This is a genomic window from Nocardioides sp., assembly GCF_030150155.1.
In the GTDB taxonomy this organism is placed as follows: domain Bacteria; phylum Actinomycetota; class Actinomycetes; order Propionibacteriales; family Nocardioidaceae; genus Nocardioides.
Genome location: NZ_JASLGR010000034.1, coordinates 42,761 through 62,988 on the forward strand (window position 1 = coordinate 42,761; position 20,228 = coordinate 62,988).

Genomic DNA, 20,228 nt, shown 5'->3' on the forward strand with positions numbered 1-20,228 from the left:
CCTGTGAGTTGGGTTTCTTTTCCTGATGCTCGTCACATCAAGTTCGGTAGCAGCCGCATGACCTGATCGGTCACCGACCACGCAAGGGCGATCACGACCGGTGTGGCGACGACCCACACCAGGACGGCGGCGAACCGGCGCCGCACGACAGTGATCGCGAAGGCCACGAAGGCCAGGAGGCCGAGCAGGACCACCAGCACCGGCAGTGCACCGGTGTCGCGGCCCATCGGCTTCTCCGCGTCGGGCACCGCGGCGGCGAAGACGCCGGCCGGGGTGGCCTTCTCGGTGGAGGCGTCGACGTAGACGACCGAGGAGGACTTCAGGGCCTTCAGCGGCCCCGATCCCTCAGCGGTCACCAGCGTCAGCCGACCGCCGTTGGCGGTCGTCGGCGCCGCCGGGACCGGGTCGCCGGCACGGCGGATCCCGGTCACCTTGTAGGTCACCTTGCCCTCGGCGTTCTGCACCTCGATCGGGTCGCCCACCTTGAGGCTGGTCAGGTCCCGGAACGGGGCGCCGTACGTCGTCGAGCGACCGAGCACGACCGAGGTGCCGGCCTGTCCCGGGAGCGGCGTGTTGCGCAGGTGGCCCGGGCCCGCCATCAGGTCGCCCGAGGCGGTGCCGTCCACGACGACCTCGTCGAGGCCGAGCGCAGGGATGGTCAGGATCGCCACCGGGGAGCCGGGCTGGACGGGCTTGCCGTCGAAGTCGAGCGCTCCGGTGGGGGCGGTGGCCTGGCTCAGCTGGGCCCGGTACTGGCCGTAGAGCAGCTCCTGGCTCCGGTCGTGGGTGGCGCTGCCGAGCAGCACCACCTGGACCAGCATCCACAGGCAGACCAGGGCGATCACGGTCAGCGCCGAGGAGGCCAGCGAGACGATCTCCTCCGGGTCGCCGGGGCGGATCTCGCGGGTCGGCCTGGCCTGCTTGGGCGGGCGCGGCTCGCGGGGCGCCTTCTGCGCCCGGCGTCGCGGAGCGGTCGGCTCCATCACGGTCTGGCTCACTTCAGCCCCCGCATCCGCAGCGCGACCTGGGCACCGAAGGAGACCAGCCCGGCGAGCAGGCCGCCGATCAGCAGCAGCGGCAGCAGGCTGCCCCCGATCGAGGAGCTGACCGCGACGGTCGTGGCCGAGCTGACGCCCGCCGCCGTCGGGGTGGTGGCCCCCGGCACGGTGGTGCCGGCGTCGGGCACGGTGCTGCCCGGCTTGACCACCGTCGGCGAGGTCACCCCGGCCGGCGTCGTGGTCGTGGTGCCGGGCGTCGTACCGGTCGTGATCGCCTTCTGCGCCAGGATCGCGGTCCGAGCCTTCTGGCCGGCGGCGTAAAGCGCCGCGGTGGCGCCGCTCTTGCGGATCGGCAGGTAGCCGTCGGGCAGCTTGCCGTTGCCGCGGCCGGCGACCTGGCCCTCGCTCAGCGAGATCTTGATGAACTCGCCGACGTGCTGGGCGGTCGCCTTGTCCAGGCCGGTGGCCTTGGCCGCGGTGTAGACCACCATCGTGCCCGGGTACGCGGTCGTGGACTTCTTCACCTTCGCCTGCGACAGCGTGAACGGCTTGTAGGCCTTGGTCGGCGTCGACAGCTTCACCGCCGCGGCCATGCTCGCCTGGGTCGGTGCCACGTAGTGACCCGGCTTGGCCTCCAGGGAGGCCATCGTCAGGCCGTAGCGGGCCGCGTCACCGAGCGAGATCGTGCCCATCATGAAGCGCTGGCCGATGCCCTGCACCGCGATCCGGCCGAGCTGCCAGGTGCCGGTGTCGAGGTTCATCACGCAGTACGTGTTGACGTTGGGCCAGTTGAACAGCATCGCCAGCGAGATCAGGCGCAGGCTGCTCACCGGGGCGGCGACCTTCGGGAAGTACGGCGACGGGTTGGCGTCCAGGCAGGTGTCGCCGGTCTTGCCCAGCTCCCAGGTGTCCAGCAGCGGCCAGGTGCTGACCGGCAGCTTGACCTTCTTGTAGGCCGGGTTGACCTTCATCCCCCACGGGTCGGCCTTGCCGTTGATGAACGCCATCGCCTTGGCGTCGGCGGCGATGTAGGACGTCATCTGGGTGATCGCGTCCGAGCCGGTCGACAGGGTCAGCAGCGCGGCGGCGGCCTCGGAGTCGTGGGTGGTGTCGAGCCCGGGGTTGAGCTTCTGGAACTCCGGGTCGAGGTTGATCGACAGCGGGTTGTCGGCCATCCCGGGGTGCTTGCGGCCCCAGGCGGAGGCGGCGTACGACTGCGTCAACAGCTTCGCGATCAGGCGTGCGTTGAGCTTGAGCGACATCTGTTGGCCCTGGTTGTTCGGCTTGTCGATGTCGAAGGCGACACCCCAGCCGGTCACCGCCGAGGGCGCGTAGGCGACGTTGTCGTCACCCTCGCGGCGCCCCGAGACCATCGCCGCGGCACCCGAGCCGGCGGTCATCTGGACGAAGCCGGCGTCGTCGGGCATCGCGTTCATCTGCCAGTTGAACCGCTTCTTGTTGAGGCAGTACGCCGGCGTCCACTGCAGCGCGGCCTGGGTCATCAGCTCCGAGCCGTAGAACGGCACCGCGTCGCCCTGGCCGATCAGGCTGCACACGCTCGGCGGTGCGGCGAAGGTCAGCGGGACGCTGATCCGGTTGCGCCAGTTCGACGGCGACCACCAGTACTGCGGCGAGACGGCCCGCTGGGCGCCCTGGGTCGGGTCGTTGACCGTGCCGGGGGCGTAGTTGCCGTCGCGGTTGCACAGCACGTCGGTGTTGTTGGCGCAGCTCAGGCCCTGGATCGGGATCACCACGAGGGTGCACGGCACGGTGCTGGAGCAGCCCAGCGAGGCGTTCTCGGCGCTGGTGCGGGCCTCGAAGTCGGCCAGACCGGTGCCGTCCTTGGCGGTGAAGGCGAACATCTCGTTCGGCGGGTCCACCGAGGCACCCGAGGACTCCGGCGGCATGTGGTTGGAGTCGCAGCCGGAGTAGAGCTTCTTGTCGGCCGTGATGTACGGAGTGATGTGCCAGTACGTCGACCCCTGCACGGTCGTGCACGAGCTCGGCAGCCGGCTCTGGTCGATGCCGGTGACCTGGCCGGACTCGGTGGCGTACCGATCGGCGTTCCAGAGCGCGAAGTCCTTGTAGATCGACGTGGTGCGCTCCAGCACGGTCGTGGTCCAGCAGGTGCTGGGCGAGACCTGCTGGGCGGCCGGGACGCTCGCGGAGTCGGTGCCGCGGCACTCCATCACGACGACCGGGTACTCCTGGTTGAGGCCGTTGGAGCCCAGGGGGTTGGTCGCCCGGCCACCGGTCGGGTGGGCGCCGGACCAGGTCACGTGGATCCGCTCGCGGGCCTGGAGGTCGGTGTGCTTGTTGACCGTGACGGTGACCCGGTTGGTGACCGTCTTCGGGGTCGCCTGGTTGTCCGGGTAGTACGTCCGGGTGACGTCCTTGGTGATGGACAGGCCGTCGCCGTGGGCGGTGCTGGTCTGCGACGTCGCCGGGATGTAGGTCGGGTAGTCCGAGGCCTGCACCGCGCTGTAGTTCTTCTCCTCGGTCGACGAGGCCGACGTGGAGGCGGTGGCCGACGAGGACGTCGTCGCGCTCGGGTCGACCGTCGAGGTGGCCGTGGCGCTCGGGTCGACCGTCGAGGTGGCGGTCGCGCTCGGGTCGACCGTCGTCGTCGCGGTCGCGGTCGGGTCGGCGGCGAGGGCCGGAGCGACCGCCCCGGCCAGGGTGAGCGCCAGCGCGGCACAGCCCGCGGCGACCGAGCTGAACGTCCGCACCCGGGCGGGGTTCACCGGGCGCCTCATGCCACACCGCCCTTGCGGCGGCGCAGCCAGGCGACGTACAGGCCGGGGACCAGGACGACGGCGAGCAGCTCGGCGACGGCGACGACGCCGAAGAGGCGGTTGTCGCCGGTGCGGGCCGAGGAGAGCTCGATCGCGTTGGCGGTGGCCCCGGTGGCCGCAGCGACGGTGGTCGTGGAGCCGTCACCGGTGGTGCCCGGATCGGTGGTGGTGCCGACGCCGCTGCTGCCCGGTGCCGCGCCCCCTCCCCCGGTCGGCGTGGTGGTGGTGCCGGTGGTGGTGCCCGAGCCGCCCGAGGTGGTGGTCGTGCCGCCGCCGGTCGCCGCCGCGGTGACGCCGCACGGACCGGCGCCGACCTTGTCGCAGGCCTCCGGCTTCGGGGCGATCTGGGCGAGGTGGTTGGCCTTGAGGTTGCCCGCCACGAACGTCGGGTTCTTGCACTGGGTCACGTCGCGGTTGCTCAGGTCGACGGCCGCGTCGGCGGTCTTGAGCTTCTTGACCTGGTCGAACCCGGCCTGCACCAGGTTGAGCGGCAGCGGCGAGTAGCCGTAGGGACCGGCCTTGGCCTGGCCCGCACACAGCGAGTAGGAGAGGAAGTCGGCCAAGGTCTGGCGCTTGGCCGTCGTCATCCGCTGATCGTTCGCCGCGGTCGGGATGATCATGTAGGAGTACGACGAGATCGGGTACGCCTGCACCTCGGGGGCGACGTAGACGCCGGAGAGGTCCTGGGTCAGGTACGTCGTCGGGTCACTCGGGTTCGAGGTGTTGATCTTGGCGTGCTGGAGGGCGACGGCGACGTTGTACTGCGTGGGCTGCACGAAGTAGCCGGCCTTGTTCTCCACCTTGACCACCGGGTACTTGGCGTTGAGCGGGTAGGCGTACTCGACGTAGCCGATGGTGCCGTTGCCGGCCGCGGAGCTGATCGTGTTCATCACCTGGTCCGAGCCCGAGGCGGCGATCTGCGCGCCCTTGCGGGGGTACTGCGAGGTGAGCTCGGCGCTGCCGCTGTAGGCCTTCCACAGCGTCGGGTTGGTCTTCGCCATCCAGAGCGTGAACTGGGCCGTCGTACCGGAGCCGTCCGAGCGCACCACCGGGTGGATGGTCAGCGAGGGCAGGGCGTGGCCGTTGTTGTCCTTGGTGATCGCCGGGTCGTTCCAGTTGGTGATCTTGTTGGTGAAGATCTTCGCGATCGTCTCCCCCGAGAGCCGGAGGTTCTGGTAGAGCTTGCCGCCCACATTGATGTGGTAGGTGAAGGCGGTGCCACCGGCCACGATCGGCAGGTAGGAGTAGGCCCGGTTGCTCTTGTCGGCGGTGTGCGTGATCGGGTCGGTGCCCTGGTACGGGATCTCGGTGATGCCGAAGTCGGTGACGCTGTTGGCGAAGTCCTTACGCCCCTGCGACGACCCGTTGTTGTTGAACGTGATCTGCATGCCCGAGGCCGACACGTCGGCGATCCACTGCTGCACGATGGTGAAGGACCAGGTCGAGCCGGAGCCCTCGATCTGGGCGTAGCTGGCGAACGCCGCCGTGGGGCGCAGCACGCCCAGTGCCAGGACGGCCAGGGCCAGGATCAGTGCGCGCATCGGCGACACCTTGAACAACCGCGCGCTCACGACACGCCTTTCTCAGAGGACTTCTTCGGGGTGGCCAGGCCGGTCAGGGCACGACGGAGTCGGCGGATCGGGCCGGGCTTGTTGCTCGCCGGGCGTGCTGCCAGGCGGGCCAGGATGAAGAGGATCAGGACCAGGATCAGCAGCACGCCGGCGGTGCCGAAGGCGCGGGTGATCATCATCGGGTCGGGGCTGCGGGCGCCGCCGAAGATCGTCAGCGGCAGCGAGTTCATCACGCCGTCGAACGGGTTGGTGACCATGAAGGACGCCATCCCGGAGGTGATCAGCACCGGCGAGGTCTCGCCGATGCCGCGGGCGATGCCGAGGATCAGGGCGGTCGCCAGGCCTGGACGGGCGGTGGGGAGGACCACGTGCCAGACCGTCTTCCACCGGCTGGCGCCCAGGCCGAGGGAGGCCTCGCGCAGGCTGCCGGGCACGACCCGGAGCACCACGTCGGAGGCGCGGGCGATGATCGGCAGCATCATCACCGCGATCGCCAGGCCGCCGGCCAGACCCGAGCGGGGCATCCCCAGCGCGATGATCCAGACGGTGTAGATGAACAAGCCGGCCACGATCGAGGGCAGGGCCGTCATCGCCTCGACCACGGTCCGCACGATCTTGGCGAACTTGCCGCCGACCTCGTTCATGAAGACGGCGGTGCCGACGCCGAGCGGCAGCGTGATCGCGATCGCGATCGCCAGCTCGATCAGGGAGCCGACCACCGCGTGCAGGATGCCGCCCTTGTTGAGCGGGTCCGAGGGGCTCACGCCGGCCATGTCGTGGGTGTAGAAGTTCAGGTGCTTCATCGCCGGCCAGCCGCGCTGGAAGACGAAGAAGATGGTGGTGGCCAGGGCGGCGAAGACGACGAACGCGCCCGCACCGATCAGCCAGCCGGCGATCCGGTCGCGGACGGTGACGATGTCGTCGGTCATCGCGGTGGTCAGCGCCAGGAAGGCGACGTTGGCGATCGCGAAGACCACCAGGAACCACCAGATCCCGGGCAGGGGCAGCAGCCGCTGGGTGATCACCCAGGTCATGCCGAGGGCCGCGATCCGCGAGCCCCAGAGCACGAAGCGGTCCTGGGCCGGCAACGCGCCGAGCCGGCCACGCGGGACGGGCGGTGTCTCGTCGAGCTCACGCAGCGGCAGGTACGTCGCCGGGGCCGGGATCGACTCGGCGGCCGCGTCGGCGGTGGGCGTGGTGGTCACGAGGTCTCAGCCCCCGACCGGCTGCGGCTGACGATGATCGAGGCCAGCGAGTTGACCACCAGGGTGATCAGGAAGAGCACGAAGCCGGCGGCGAGCAGGGCGGAGAGCTGGATGCCGGTGGCCTCGCCGAACCGGCCGGCGATCAGGGCCGACACCGTCGACGTACCGCGCTCGAGGATGTTCGGCTTGATCACGAACTCGGGGCTGATGATCAGCAGCACGGCGATGGTCTCGCCGAGCGCACGACCCAGGCCGAGCATGGTGCCGCCGATGATGCCGCCCTTGCCGAAGGGCAGCACGACGGTCTTGATCATCCCCCACTTGGAGGAGCCGAGCGCGAGCGCCGCCTCCTTCTCCCCCGGCGGGGTCTGGCTGAAGACCTGGCGCATCACCGCGCACGCCATCGGGAGCACCATCATCGCCACGGGGATCGCCGCGACGAAGACGGAGCCGATGTAGTAGCTCATGTCCGGCGAGGCCGCGTTGGCGTCGGTGTGCACCTTGAACAGCGGGATCCAGCCCAGGTGCTGGGAGACGAAGTGCGCCAGCTCGCTGGCGTGCGGCTCGACCAGGAAGAAGCCCCACAGGCCGTAGACGATCGACGGCACGGCGGCCATCAGGTCGACCAGGGAGACGAAGAAGCCCTGCAGCCGCGGCGGCGCGTACTCACTGATGTACAGCGCGGTGGCCAGCGCCAGCGGGAAGGCGAAGAACATCGCGACCAGCGCGACCTCCACCGTGCCCACCAGGACCGCCGCGATGCCGATCTTGTCGGCATTGGAGTCCCACTGGGTCTCGGTGAAGAACGTGAATCCGTAGTGCCGCAGGGTGGGCACCGACTGGTAGGCCAGGAAGAGGCCGATACCGCCGGTGATCACCAGCACCGAGGCACCGATGGCACGTGAGGTGTGCACGAAGATCGCGTCAGCGCCGGTGAGCTTCCGCGATAGACGGCGGGGCTCGGCGTCGACTGCATCGACGTCGCGCATGGGAAGAGTAGTCACGATTGCTTTCTTGTTTCCCTGGCCCGAGACGGCTTGCAAACGTGGTGAGTCTCAGGAAGCGAGGCGACCGGGAATGTCGTGACCGATGGACGCGAGGTGAACAGTTCCCGTCCGCCGCACGACACTCCCCAATACGGGTGAACCCCCGTCCGATCCGGTGCCCGACCGACCCCCGCTGCGCACAGTGGACGTGGCGTCGACCGAGGACGCCGGTCGCCGAGGAGGTCAGCGATGTCGCACGTCTGGGAAACCCGCACCACCGCCCCCAGGACAGACGCCTCTGCCCGACGCCTCGCGCGGCCGACCTCGTCCGACGCCGCGGGAGAGGGCACCCCGCCGGGCTCGGGCACACCACGCGGCACCCGGAACCCTCGCGGACGGCGACGGTGGTGGCGGCGGGTCGTGCTGGCACTGCTCGCGATTCTCCTCGTCATCGCCGCCGCCCTCGCGTACGTCGGCTGGCACACCAGCCACCAGATCACCCGGATCCCCGACGTCTTCTCCGGGCTCGGCGAGCGACCGGCCCGCAGCACGGGCGCCGCCGCCGGCGCCCTCAACGTGCTCCTGCTCGGCACCGACCGACGCTCCGACGTGCCCACCACCGGCTCCGACGCCCAGGCCGGTGCCTGGGAGGCCGGCGCCCAGCGCTCGGACACGATGATGGTGCTGCACCTGTCGGCCGACCGGCGCAATGCCTCCCTGGTCTCGATCCCGCGTGACTCGTGGGTGCCGATCCCCGGGCACGGCACCGCCAAGATCAACGCCGCCTACTCCTGGGGCGGCCCGCGGCTGGCCGTGGCCACCGTCGAGCAGCTCACCGGCCTGCGGATCGACCACCTCGCCGTCGTCGACTGGGACGGCTACAAGGCGATGATCGACGCGCTCGGCGGGATCGACGTGACCGTGCCGAAGACCGTCTACGACAGCTACCGCAAGCAGACCTGGACCGCCGGCGTGCACCACCTCGACGGTGCCCAGGCGCTGCTCTACGCCCGGGAGCGCTCCGGCCTGCCCGGCGGCGACCTCGACCGGGTCAAGCGGCAGCAGGCGGTGCTGCGGGCGCTGTCGGGTCGCACGCTGGCGGCCGCGACGAACCCGTGGACGGCGTACCGGCTGGTGAACGCCCTCACCCAGCACCTCTCCGTCGACGCGGGCTGGAGCACCGGTGACCTGGTCTCGCTGCTGACCAGCGTGCGGCACCTGTCGAGCTCGGCCGTCTCCTACCTGACCATCCCCACCGCCGGCACCGGCATGACCCAGGGCCAGAGCGTGGTCTGGGTCGACCGGGCCGAGTCCGCCCCGCTGTGGAAGGCCATCGGCGAGGACCGCTTCGCCGCCTGGGCCGCCGCCCACCCCTCCCTACTGACCCGAGGAACCGTCCGTTGAGCCTGACCGCCCGCCAGCCCCTGTCCACCGACATCCGACTCAACCTCAAGGCCCTGGCCGCCGCGCAGAAGTCGCCGCGCGGCACCGCGGCGTACTCCCGGATGGTCAACCGGCCGTTGGCCCGCCGGGTCGCCGCGTTCGCCCACGCCGTCGGGATCACGCCGAACCAGGCCACCGCCGCCAGCGCGACGCTGTCCCTGGCCGGGCTGGCGCTGCTGGCCCTGGTCGAGCCGCGCTGGTGGGTCGGCGTCGCGGTCGCGGCACTGCTGGCCGGCGGCTACGTGCTGGACTCCGTCGACGGTCAGATCGCTCGGCTCTCCGGGCGCGCGACCCGCTCCGGGGAGTGGCTCGACCACACCGTGGACTGCCTCAAGACCGCCTCGCTGCACCTCGCCGTGCTGCTGTCCTGGTACCGCTTCACGGTGGGGCACGCCACCGGCGTCTCCGACGCCTGGCTGTTGGCACCGCTGCTGTTCGAGGTGGTCGCGGTGACGACGTACTTCGGCCTGATGCTGATGCCGACCCTGCGCCCTGCCGCACCGGTGCCGCCAACCGCTCCGGTCGCGGCCTCGGCGCGGGCCGCCGAGGCGAGCGAGCACCCGCTGCGTCGCTGGCTGCTGCTGCCCACCGACTACGGCGCGCAGTGCTGGCTCTTCGTCCTGCTGGGCGCGCCGGCGCTGTTCCGCTGGGCCTACCTGGCGCTCTTGATCTGCTGCGCGCTGGCGTTGGTCGCCGCGCTGCGCAAGTGGTGGATCGAGCTGCGCTCGCTCGACGCCGCCTGAGCGGAGCCGTCCGCGTCGGCGGCTGAGCCGGCAGATCCGGGAGCGCCGGTGGCGCCGGGGGCCAGCGCGGCCAGCAGTGGCCGCACCGCCGTGTCCAGCACGGAGGCGAGCTCCCGCGTGGCGTGCGGCGTGGGCCGGCGTACGTCGGCGATGTCGTCGTCACTGGGCCGGCGGCGCTGACGCAGCGCCCGCAGCATCGGCATCTGCGCCAGCAGGACCTCGAGCCGCTGCGGGGCGCCGGACGCCGAGGCCGTCTGCGCCGGGTCGGCCAGGGCGATCAGGGCGCCGATCTCGGCGAGGGTGAAGGTGCGCCGCACCGCAGCGGGCACCATCCGCACCACGGCGGTGCGGTGGGCCCGCTCCAGGGTGAGGATCAGGTCGGCGCCCTCGATCTCGCGCGGGGTGAGCAGCCGGGCGCGGTGGGTCGGCACGGCCAGGCCGCGACCGCGCAGCTCGGCCAGCATCGTCATGTCGAAGCCGTCGCCGACCAGCGCCTCGGTCCCGGCCGAGGTGATGGTGAAGCCGTCGAGCCCTCCGGCCCGCAGCAGCGCCGCGACCGCCGGCGAGCGCCGCACGTTGCGCCGGCAGACCACCAGCACCCGCGGCATGTCGTTCGACCCCGATCCGGCTCCCGGTCCCCGGGCTGCCCCACGCTTCGCTGCTGCCATCACTGTTCCCCCATTCGTTCAGCACCCTGACCGTAAGCAGCCCGGCAGCCCCGCTCGGAGCAGAGCCGGAGGACTACCGCATATGAGGGATACCCCCTCATATGCGGTACGCCGAGGGCTGCGGCTGCGCACTCTCGTGGCATGGACCTTCGGGAGTACGCCGCCACCCTGCGCAAGCAGTGGTATGTCGTGGCGCTGTTCACCCTGCTGACCACCGTGGCCGGCCTGTACTACGCGACCTCCAAGCCGGCGGTCTACCAGGGCACCAGCCAGGTCTTCGTCTCCTCCTCGCCCGGGGCGACCATCCAGGACCTGGTGCAGGGCTCGAACTACACCCAGAACCTGGTCCAGTCCTACGCCGCCCTCGCCGCGATGCCGGTCGTGCTCGACCCGGTGATCGCCGAGCTGCACCTGAACACCACCTCCCGGGCGCTGGCCAAGCGGGTCACCGCGAGCACGACCCTCAACACGGTGATCATCAACATCGCCGTCACCGCGCCGACCGCCGAGGGCTCGGCGGCGATCTCCAACGCAGTCGCCAACCAGCTCTCCACCACGATCGCGGGCCTCAACCCGAGCGCCACCCACGACGAGGCGGTCCGGCTCCAGGTGGTCTCCCCCGCCTCGGTGCCCTCCGGCCCGATCGCCCCGCGCAAGAAGCTGATCGTGGCGACCTTCCTGCTGGCCGGGCTCGCCCTCGGCGTCGTGGTCGCGCTGCTGCGCCAGCTGCTCGGCACCCGGTTGCGCAACGCCGAGGAGATCTCCCAGGTCACCTCCGCCGCGATCCTCGGGTCGATCCCCCGGCTGGCCACCAGTGGGTCGGCCGCGGTGACGGCGTACTCGCCCCGCAGCATCGCCGCGGAGTCCTACCGCCGGCTCCAGACGAACCTGCAGTTCCTCGACGTCTCGGCGCCGGTGCGCAGCCTGGTCGTCACCTCGGCGCTCGGCGGCGAGGGCAAGTCGATGACCTCGATCAACCTCGCCCTGGCGATCGCGGAGAAGGGCCAGCGGGTGCTGCTGGTCGACGCCGACATGCGCAAGCCCTCGATCGCGGAGTACTGCCACCTGGAGCAGGCCGTCGGCCTCACCACCGTGCTGATCGGCAAGGCCGCCCTGCACGAGGTGGTGCAGCCCTGGGGCCACCCCACCCTGGAGGTCCTGACCTCGGGGTCGACGCCGCCGAACCCGAGCCAGCTGATCGACTCGATCGCGATGCACCAGCTGCTCGGTGACGCCCTCGACTCCTACGACGTGATCATCTTCGACGCCCCGCCGCTGCTGCCCGTCTCCGACGGTGCGGTGCTGGCCCGGCTGACCGACGGCGCCCTCGTGGTCGCCGGCTGCCACCAGCTGCGCCGCCACCAGCTGGTCGAGGCGCTGGCGACCCTGGAGACCGTCGGGGCACGCTGCCTGGGTGTGGTCGCCAACCGCACCCGGTCGCGCACCACGTCGTCCTACTACGGCGAGAAGCCGAGCCGGCCGTGGCGACGCAGCACCGAGCCGGTGGGCGCACGGGGATGACGCTGACGCCGGCTGCGGCCCGCGTCAGGACACCCCCCGATCCCTGGCAGACGATCACGCTCGGCATCGCCCTGCTGGTGCCGGCGCTGGTCGGCCTCAACCTGGACCTCAAGCACTCCCTCACCGTCGGGATGGCCGCCGGGATCGCGCTGGCGCCGGTCTGGATCGCCCCGGCCCGCCGGATGCGCGGCACCGGCGCCCTCGGCCTGACCGTGCTGCTCTGCGTCGTGACCTCGACCCTGCTGGGCCAGTGGACCTCGATGACCCACTCCTACCACCGCAGCGGCCTGATCGACTCCGCGATCATGCTGGTCGGCTCCGCGGCCGCGGTCGGGGCGCTGCTGTGGTGCCGTCGGGCGCTGCCGATGGGCGTGATCGCGATGTCGTACGCCGTCGGCGCGCTCGCCGCCACGGTGGTGAGCCCGACCGCCCGGGCAGCGGAGAACTCCTGGAAGTTCGGGGTCGGGCTGCCGATCGCGATCGGGGCCCTCGGTCTGGCGGCCGTGGTCGGCCGCTGGTGGTGCGACCTGCTGCTACTGGCGGTGCTGGCCGGGGTCGGCGCGGTCAGCGACGCCCGCTCCTCCAGCGCCCTGCTCGCACTGGCGATGCTGCTGGTGATCTGGCAGGCCCGGCCGCGCTTCCCCGGACGGGTCTCCACCGCCGCCGGCGGCCTGGTCTTCCTCACCGTCCTGGCCTACGTGCTCTACCGCGCCGCCGAAGCGGCCATCCTCAACGGCTTCCTCGGCACCACCACCGAGCAGCGCACTCAGGCGCAGATCGACCAGTCCGGCTCCCTGATCCTCGGCGGCCGTCCGGAGATCGGCGCCACCTGGGCGCTGCTGGGCGACCACCCGCTGGGGTACGGCGCCGGGATCGCGCCCAACGCCCACGACCTGCTCGTCGCGAAGACCGGGATGGCGTCCCTGGGCTACCCGCCCAACAACGGCTACGTCGAGCGGTACATGTTCGGCCAGGGCCACTTCGAACTGCACTCCCTGATCGGCGACTTCTGGGCGATCTGCGGCCTCGCCGGTCTGCTGCTGTGCGGCCTGATCGGCTGGGTGGCGCTGCGCTACGTCGGCACCTCGATCGCCACCGGCGCGGGCACCGCGCTGGGCTACTTCCTGGCCGTCCGGGTGCTGTGGGACCTGCCGTTCAGCCCGATCGCGAGCACCCTGGACCACCTCACCCTGGCGGTGGCGCTGCTGCTCCTACCGCGCGTGTCGGCCGGTGTACGTCGGCCGGCCGGCGGCACGCCGGTAGACCTCGGCATGGACCTCGGCGGCCTCGGCCCAGTCCCGTCCGCCCAGGTCGGGGCGGCCGGTCACCTGGTCGGCCGCCACGAGCGCGGCCGCCAGATCGTCCACCCGCACTGAGCGGGTGGTGCGGGAGGGAGCGGTCAGGACCGTGCCGGTGCCGGGCTCCGCAGCGCTGCCCGCCTCCGCGCCGGTCGCGGACTCCGCGCCGAAGCGTCGTACCCACTCCTGACCGACCTCCGCAGCGAGGGCGTCGGTGACCTCGCCGGCCGGGACCAGCACCGGCCGGTCCAGCGAGAGCGCGAGCAGCAGCGCACCGGAGTTGTGCAGCTCGCGGTAGGGCAGCACGACCACCGCGGCAGCGGTGATCTCGGCGGCCAGCTCGTCGTCGTCGAGGTGGCGCAGCAGGCACGCCACCCGCGGGTCGGTACGGGCCGCGGCCTCGATCCGCTCGGCCAGCGCGGGGTCGGCCGGAGCGCCGACGATGCGCAGCTCGAGGTCGGCCTCGGGGTCCGCCGCGAGGGCGTCGAGCAGCTCCTCGATCCCCTTGTAGGGCCGGATCAGGCCGAAGAAGAGCAGCCGGCGCGGCACCCGGGCGACGTCGGCAGGGACGGTGTACCAGTCCCGGTAGTGGCCGTGCGGCACCGTGGTGACGCCCGCCCCCGCACGCACCGGGGTGGTCTCGTTGAGCCGGATCACCTCGCCGGCCCAGCGGTCGGTGAGCAGCGCCAGCCGGCGCCCGATCCCGGTCGCCGGGGTGTGGGTGGCGACGTTGTGGGCGGTGCGGACCAGGCCCCGACCGGTGAGCCGGACCCGGCCCAGCAGCAGCGCGTAGCGCAGCTCGTTGACCCGGCGGCGCAGCCACGTCCGGCCCGCCAGCAGGGTCTCGGGCCACTGCACGTGCAGCACGTCCCAGCGCCCGACGAGGGCCTCGCGCCAGGAGAAGTGCAGCGGCTCGATCCCGCGGGTGTGGCTCAGTCCGTCCCAGAGCAGGGGCAGGTACGGGTTGCTGGTCGGGCGCGGCGCACGGAACGACATCAGCACCCGGACGTCGCCGGGCGTCGTCTCAGCGCGAGTATTCGGCGACAACCGACCCCCACGAGCCTCGCACCATGCCCGCACCGCGCAACGCCGTGCGGGTGCCTCGGGCCTCGTCGTGCAGCGATCCGAGCAGCCGACCGTAGAGCATCCGTGCCCCACCCCCGAGCAGCCGTACGCCGCCACGCAGCGTGCCACGCACCCGCGTGGTCAGCCGCGGCAGACCGGGACGGGCCAGGTGCACCTGAGCCCGCAGGTCGGAGTTGCCCAGCCGGGACGCCCGCGCCCTGACCCAGCCGCGGGTGGCCCGGTCGGCAGGGACCATGTCGAAGACGACGGCCTCGTCGCACCACACGATCCGCCCACCCGCACCACTGAGCTGGCGGGTGAAGACCGTGTCGGAGCCACCGGTGAGGCCGAACGCCTCGTCGAAGCGCAGGCCGAGCCGGCGTACCTCGCACAGGTCGAGCAGCAGGTTGTTCGTCGCCGCGGTGGAGACCTCGTCGCCGGTGGTGTGCCGCAGCCGGCGGAAGAAGCCGCCGGCGGTGATCCACGGGTCGGGGTCGCCCTCGAAGATCGAGACCACCGGACCGACCACGGCGGCGGGCTGGTGATGGGTGCCCCAGGCCGAGACCAGCTGGGCCAGCCAGCGCTGGCTGGGCTGCTCGTCGTCGTCGATGAAGACCAGCAGGTCGGCGCCCGCGGCCGCCTCCAGCGCGCTGTTGCGTGCGGCCGCGATCCCCGGCTCGGGCTGGTGCACGTAGCGCACCCGCGGGTCCGCGGCGGTGATCGGCGCGACGATCGGGGCCGCGCTGGGCTCCACATCGTTGTCGATCACCACCAGCCGCGCTCCGGGCACCTGGGTGAGCTGGCGCCGCAGCGAGGCGAGGGCGTGGCCGAGGGTGTCGGGCCGCTGGTAGGTGAGGACCGCGACGACCACCGTGGGCGTCGATGCCGGGTTCATGGCAGGTTCACCACCGCGAGGTCGTCCCAGGAGACCGCGATCGGGCTGTTCCCGACGGTCGGCGAGTAGGACTTCAGGGAGATCGCACCGGCGACCTGGTCGGCCGCGGTGGAGTCGGTCCGGGTGTAGGTCCAGGCACTCGGCTCGGCGGTGCCGGCCTTCCAGATCTTCACCCGCAGCGTGGTGGGGCTGGTGCCCTGGGCCTGGAAGCGGACCTGCACCCGCTCGCCCGCCGCGACCGTGATGCCCGGGACCGTGCTGGCTCCGACCAGGGCGGTGTTGTCGGCCAGCAGGTGGACGCCGACGGTGCCGTCCGGGTTGAACCGCACCCGGGCGGCGTACCCGGTGGCGCTGCCCTGGCGGGCTCCGACGTAGGCGAAGACGTAGTTGCTGCCCGGCAGCTTGTCGAGCCCGACGCTGGCGGTCACGTCGACGTCGCGGGCGGCGACGGCGTTGAGCCGCGACTCGTCGGTGATCCCGGCCGGCAGGGACTGGAGTCCGAGCCCGCCGGCGACGGAGAACCGGCTCGCGGTCCCGACCGAGGTCCAGGCCCCACCATTGTCGGCCGTGCCCCAGCCACCGCTCGCGCTGCGACCGAAGCTGTCGGCCGCGACCGTCGGGTCGGTCGGGGCGGCGACGGTGACGTCGTGACTGACGGTGCCGTGAGCCCCGGAGTCGTCGGTGACGTCGAGGGTGACCGTGTAGGTGCCGTCGGCGGCGTACGTGTGGCTGGCGGTGGCCCCGGTGGAACTCGAACCGTCACCGAAGTCCCAGGCGTAGGCGGTGACCGAGCCGTCGGGGTCTGCCGAGGCAGAGCCGTCCACGGCCACGGTCCGGCCCGTCGGGGTGGCGGTGAACGCTGCCGTTGGTGCCTGGTTGGCAACCGCCGTCACCTGGTGGGTGACAGTCCCGGTGCCCCCGCGGTTGTCGGTGACGGTCAGGGTCACGGTGTACGTCCCGGCAGCGGCGTACGTGTGCGTCGGGGTGGCCCCGGTGGCACTCGAACCGTCACCGAAGTCCCAGGCGTACGACGCGATCGAGCCGTCAGGATCGGCCGACCCGGACCCGTCGAAGGTGCCGGCGAGCTGAGCCATCGACGACGTGAACGCCGCGGTCGGGAGCTGGTTGGGCGCCTGCCCGGTGGAGCCGAGGGTGTAGTGCGAGGACACCGTGGCGGCGTCCAGCACCGTCGGGTAGACCGCGACCTCGGCGATGGTGCCAGCGAGGTAGTTCGAGCTCGACCCCCAGGTGACGTCGCCCCCGATCCGCCAGTAGCCGGTCGTGCCCTCGGCCTGCGAGGCGGCGTTGGTGCCCTGCAGGACGCCGTCGAGGTAGAGCCTCATCCCGCCGGGGCCCTGCGAAGCGACCACCTGGTGCCAGGCGCCGTCGTTGTACGAGCCGGTCGTGGTGATCGTGTTCGTGCCACCGTTGTAGATCCCGTAGACGACCTTGCCGTCGTTGGTCAGATAGACGTGCCGGTCGTAGTTGCTGGAGTTCCCGGTGGCAGCGTTGCCGAAGCCGATGATCTTGCCGCCACTCGTGCTGGTGGTCTTGAACCACGCCTCCAGGGTGTAGACCTGCGGGCTGGAGAAGGTGATGTTCGAGGCACCGCTGGAGCCCTGGGTGCCGGCGAACGTGACCCCGGCACTCGTGCTGGCTGCGACGCCTGCGAGCGGACCGGCCTGAGCGCGGGTGTAGGAACCCGACAGGGTGCCGCCGATCCCACCACTCTGCGAGGAGTCGGCCACAGCGCTGCCCGAGGGCTCGGCGAAGCGCCAGTACAGGTCGGGGTCGGCCTGATAGACGGCCTTGCCGTAGGCGTCGGTCGGTGCGGCCGGAGCCGTGGTGCTGCGCCCGGAGTCGGTGTAGTGCTGCCGCACCGTCTCCGTCGACAGCGCCGTCGGGTAGACCGCCACGTCGTCGATCGAGCCGTTGAAGTAGTTGCTGGTCGGCTGCGAGGTCCAGCCGTTGAGGTTGTCCCCACCGATGTGCCAGTAGCCCGCATAGGCCTGGCCGGTGGTGACGTCGGACCGACGCGCGACCCGGACCCCATCGACGTACAACGCCATCCCGGCCGAGGACATCTCCGCGACCACGTGGTGCCAGGCGTTGTCGTTGTACGACGCCGGCGAGGTCAGCGTGCTGACCGTGTTGTTGTAGACCCCGAAGATCAGCTTGCCCGCGTTCGTCATGTAGACGTGCCGGTCATAGCTGCCCGACGTCCCCGTCGAGGCGTTGCCGAAGCCGACGATCTTGCCGCCGCGCGTGGTGGCGGTCTTGAACCAGGCCTCGACGCTGAACGTGTCGGGTCCGGTGACAGCGGCGTCGGTGTTGTTCGCGACGCCGGTTGAGTCTCCGCTGAAGGTCGAGGCACCGTCGGTGTCGCCGGTGATCGCGCCCGGGGACGTCCATCCCGTCCCGGTGCCGCGGGTCAGGTCACTGACCCCGCCCCAGTCGTAGGAGGTGGTGCCGGTGCCCTCGCCCAGCCGCCAGTAGTGGTCGGGCGACGCGGCCAGGACATCGCTGGCGTACGTCGACAGCGTGCCGCTGGAGGCCACCGTCACGGTGATCCAGTCCGACATGGCGGTGTTGCCGTACGGGTCGGAGGCGACCACGCGGTAGCGCTGGCTGGAGCCCGGGGTGAGGCCGGTGTCGATGTACTTGTTGACCGGCATCTGCCAGAAGTGTGCGGTGACGGTGTTCTGGTAGATCGGCGGGTCGTTGGTCGAGGACCGGTAGAGCTTGTAGGTGATGGTGGCGTTGTCCGGGTCCGGGTTGCCCGGCCAGGTCAGACGCACCGCTCCCCCGGCGACCGAGAGCGCCGTCAGGTTGAAGTTGGCGCTCTTCAGGGTCGGGCCGACCTTGTTCGGCGCGATCCCGGCCCGGGCGAAGCGGACCAGACCCTGCTGGGCGACGTTGCCGACCTTGGGGAACTCACCGCCGTAGAGCACGTAGTCGGAGTTGCCGGTGACGGTCCACACCGCCTGGCCCTTGCCGGTGTAGGTGCCGGTCGCCCAGACCGGGTACCAGTCCAGGAACTCCGGGCGCGGCTGGCCGGCGTGGTCGGGGTAGCCGTAGATGTCGGCGGTGTTGGTGCCGCGCACGTCGTTGGTCACCGCGGTGGAGTGGTGGTACGTCCACGGGTTCGTCTGTGGGAAGCCGCCGGAGTTACCGCAGTAGTGCTTGTGGCTGGCCTCGTAGACGACGTTGCCGACCGGGTAGGCGCTGTAGGTGTCGCCGTGGCAGTCCTCGATCCAGCGCATCGTGCCAGTCGCCCAGTCGGCGCTGAACGCGCCTTCCATGTTGCCGCCGCCACCGAAGTGATAGCCCGAGCCGTAGAAGTTGGTGCCGTCAGTCTCCAAGGAGAGGACTCCGGACTGGGTGCCGGCGTCACGCACCTGGGTGTTGACCGGCAGGGAGAGCAGGGCCGAGCTGGTCAGGTCCAGCCGCGCCAGGCCGTAGCCCGGCGTCGAGGAGCCGTTGACGCTGGTGAAGCTGCCCGCGATCACGACCTGGGAGCCATCGGGCGACATCGCCATGTCCTGCACCGAGCCGTCACTCATCGTCGGGTTGAACGGCAGCAGGGTGGCCGCGGGAGCCGAGCTCACCGCGGCGACATTGACCCGGGTGGTGTTGTTCACGACACCGAAGGCGCCCCCCAGCACGACGGTCGAGTTGCTCGCCGCAACACTGTTGACCGTGCTGTTCGGCGTCGGCTTCCAGGCAGTGAGGGCACCGGTGGTGAGGTCGAACTGGGCGGCCCGGTAGCGGGCGGTGCCGTTGACGCTGGTGAAGCTGCCGACGACGTACAGCTTGGTGCCGTCGGGCGAGACCGCGAGGTCCTTGACCTGAGCGTTGAAGCTCGGCGCGAAGGTCGTGATCAGGTCACCAGTGGTGAGGTTGTAGGCCAGGAAGTTCGAGCGCGGGACCAGGTTCGTGCCCGCAGCAGCACCGGCAGGACGCGCGTTAGCGAACTCACCGCCGACGTAGACCGTGTTCCCGACGATCAGCTGCTTCCACACCACCCCGTCGATCTGGACGGTGGGCAGCGGGTCGGCCGAGACGGTGGCCGGGAGGCTGGTGTCGGCCGGAGCCGTATCGGCCTGGGCGGCCGGCACACCGAGGCCGACCAGCCCGACGGCGGCCAGTCCGGCAGTGGCCAGGGTGAGTGCCACCGTGGCGGCCAGGGTGCGGGGGCGATGAGGTGCTCGGAAGAGGTGCATGCGCGCGAATCCTTCTGGAGGGCGAGTCAAGGAGTCAGTGAGTCAGCGAGCCGACGGAGCCGGACCCTGGAAGGGCACGACCGTGCTGGTCGCGCCGAGGTCCACCTCGACCCGCAGCGGGGCCGTGGCGCCGGCAGGACGCCGGAAGACGTAGGTGCCCTGGGCCGAAGCGTGGGCGCCAATGCGCACCGCCACCGGCGTGGAGGCGGAGGTGGTCTCCACGGCGGGCGTCCGAGCACGACCGACGAAGAGATTGACCACGGCCCCGGCCACCGTGACCGGGGACGCGCTCTGGTTGGTCACCGTGACGGTGACGACGTACGACGCTCCCGAGGTCTCCCCCGGCAGCTTGCTGGTGACGTTCTTCTCCTGCAGCGACGCCACCCGTACGACGACACCGGGCCGCGCCTTCGCGACGGCGTCGAGGGCGACCGGGGCCGCGGTCGGGTGAGGCTGGGCCACGGCAGGCTGGGCCTGCCCGACCGGCTCCGCCACGACGGTCGGCTTGGCCGTCGGAGTCGGCTGGGCGATCGGGGGCCGGGAGGCGACCGCCGCGGCAGGTGAGACGCCCCGAGCGGGCGTGTGGCCGGCACTGACCGTGGTGTGGTGGTTCTGCACGATCAGGACCAGCGCAGCGATGATCGCCAGGCCGATGAAGGCTGCGGCGCTCGCGGCGAAGGTGGTCGAACGGCGACCGATCATTGGGTGTCCCCTTGGTGCGTCGGGGAGTCGACTGTCCCCGAGTGACTCCACTTCAGACCTTCGGACCGAGCGCCCGGGCCTGGGCCGAAACCGCCAGGGGGTTCCCCCAAATTGA

At 71.2% G+C, this 20,228-nt stretch carries 13 protein-coding genes; 3 read left to right on the plus strand and 10 right to left on the minus strand.

From position 1 onward, the window contains the following. Positions 1-32 precede the first annotated feature (32 nt). From Q1V88_RS10430 to pstC, 5 genes are read right to left on the minus strand one after another with little or no spacing between them, the layout of a single operon-like run. Positions 33-998, minus strand: a complete 966-nt coding sequence (locus Q1V88_RS10430) for a sortase (RefSeq protein ID WP_300681115.1) — start codon at positions 996-998, stop codon at positions 33-35. Beyond that, positions 995-3,754, minus strand: a complete 2,760-nt coding sequence (locus Q1V88_RS10435) for a hypothetical protein (protein WP_300681117.1) — start codon at positions 3,752-3,754, stop codon at positions 995-997. The genes Q1V88_RS10430 and Q1V88_RS10435 overlap by 4 nt, the downstream gene beginning before the upstream one ends. Then, a complete protein-coding gene (locus Q1V88_RS10440) occupies positions 3,751-5,334 on the minus strand; it encodes a substrate-binding domain-containing protein (protein ID WP_300681118.1) in 1,584 nt (527 codons plus the stop codon). The genes Q1V88_RS10435 and Q1V88_RS10440 overlap by 4 nt, the downstream gene beginning before the upstream one ends. A 26-nt stretch (positions 5,335-5,360) precedes the next feature. Then, positions 5,361-6,569 carry a phosphate ABC transporter permease PstA gene (gene pstA / locus Q1V88_RS10445; protein ID WP_300681120.1) on the minus strand — a complete coding sequence of 403 codons (1,209 nt, stop codon included), beginning with the start codon at positions 6,567-6,569 and terminating at the stop codon, positions 5,361-5,363. Further along, a complete protein-coding gene (pstC, locus tag Q1V88_RS10450) occupies positions 6,566-7,573 on the minus strand; it encodes a phosphate ABC transporter permease subunit PstC (RefSeq protein ID WP_300681122.1) in 1,008 nt (335 codons plus the stop codon). The genes pstA and pstC overlap by 4 nt, the downstream gene beginning before the upstream one ends. A 402-nt stretch (positions 7,574-7,975) precedes the next feature. On the opposite strand from pstC, the gene Q1V88_RS10455 reads away from it, so the two are divergent. Together Q1V88_RS10455 and Q1V88_RS10460 are read left to right on the plus strand one after the other, a co-directional pair. Then, positions 7,976-8,959, plus strand: a complete 984-nt coding sequence (locus Q1V88_RS10455) for an LCP family protein (protein ID WP_300681124.1) — start codon at positions 7,976-7,978, stop codon at positions 8,957-8,959. Continuing rightward, on the plus strand, positions 8,956-9,741 hold the full coding sequence (locus Q1V88_RS10460; RefSeq protein ID WP_300681125.1) for a CDP-alcohol phosphatidyltransferase family protein: 786 nt from the start codon (positions 8,956-8,958) through the stop codon (positions 9,739-9,741). Before Q1V88_RS10455 ends, Q1V88_RS10460 begins: the two co-directional genes overlap by 4 nt. On the opposite strand, the gene Q1V88_RS10465 is transcribed toward Q1V88_RS10460, so the two are convergent. Then, positions 9,651-10,409 carry a hypothetical protein gene (locus tag Q1V88_RS10465; protein WP_300681126.1) on the minus strand — a complete coding sequence of 253 codons (759 nt, stop codon included), beginning with the start codon at positions 10,407-10,409 and terminating at the stop codon, positions 9,651-9,653. The two genes, Q1V88_RS10460 and Q1V88_RS10465, sit on opposite strands and share 91 nt — an antisense overlap. Before the next feature lie 141 nt (positions 10,410-10,550). Here Q1V88_RS10465 and Q1V88_RS10470 point away from each other — a divergent pair, with 141 nt between their 5' ends. After that, positions 10,551-11,930, plus strand: coding sequence for a polysaccharide biosynthesis tyrosine autokinase (locus Q1V88_RS10470; protein WP_300681127.1), 1,380 nt, complete (start codon positions 10,551-10,553; stop codon positions 11,928-11,930). 1,211 nt (positions 11,931-13,141) lie between these two features. Here the strand turns inward: Q1V88_RS10470 and Q1V88_RS10475 are convergent. From Q1V88_RS10475 to Q1V88_RS10490, 4 genes are read right to left on the minus strand one after another with little or no spacing between them, the layout of a single operon-like run. Then, complete coding sequence (locus Q1V88_RS10475; protein ID WP_300681129.1) at positions 13,142-14,275, minus strand: glycosyltransferase; 1,134 nt, start codon at positions 14,273-14,275, stop codon at positions 13,142-13,144. Beyond that, positions 14,253-15,188 carry a glycosyltransferase family 2 protein gene (locus Q1V88_RS10480; RefSeq protein ID WP_300681131.1) on the minus strand — a complete coding sequence of 312 codons (936 nt, stop codon included), beginning with the start codon at positions 15,186-15,188 and terminating at the stop codon, positions 14,253-14,255. Before Q1V88_RS10480 ends, Q1V88_RS10475 begins: the two co-directional genes overlap by 23 nt. After that, on the minus strand, positions 15,185-19,411 hold the full coding sequence (locus tag Q1V88_RS10485; RefSeq protein WP_300681133.1) for a PKD domain-containing protein: 4,227 nt from the start codon (positions 19,409-19,411) through the stop codon (positions 15,185-15,187). The genes Q1V88_RS10480 and Q1V88_RS10485 overlap by 4 nt, the downstream gene beginning before the upstream one ends. Before the next feature lie 42 nt (positions 19,412-19,453). Continuing rightward, positions 19,454-20,113 (minus strand): hypothetical protein, encoded by a 660-nt coding sequence (locus Q1V88_RS10490; protein ID WP_300681135.1) that lies wholly within the window; start codon positions 20,111-20,113, stop codon positions 19,454-19,456. Between the last annotated feature and the right edge of the window lie 115 nt (positions 20,114-20,228).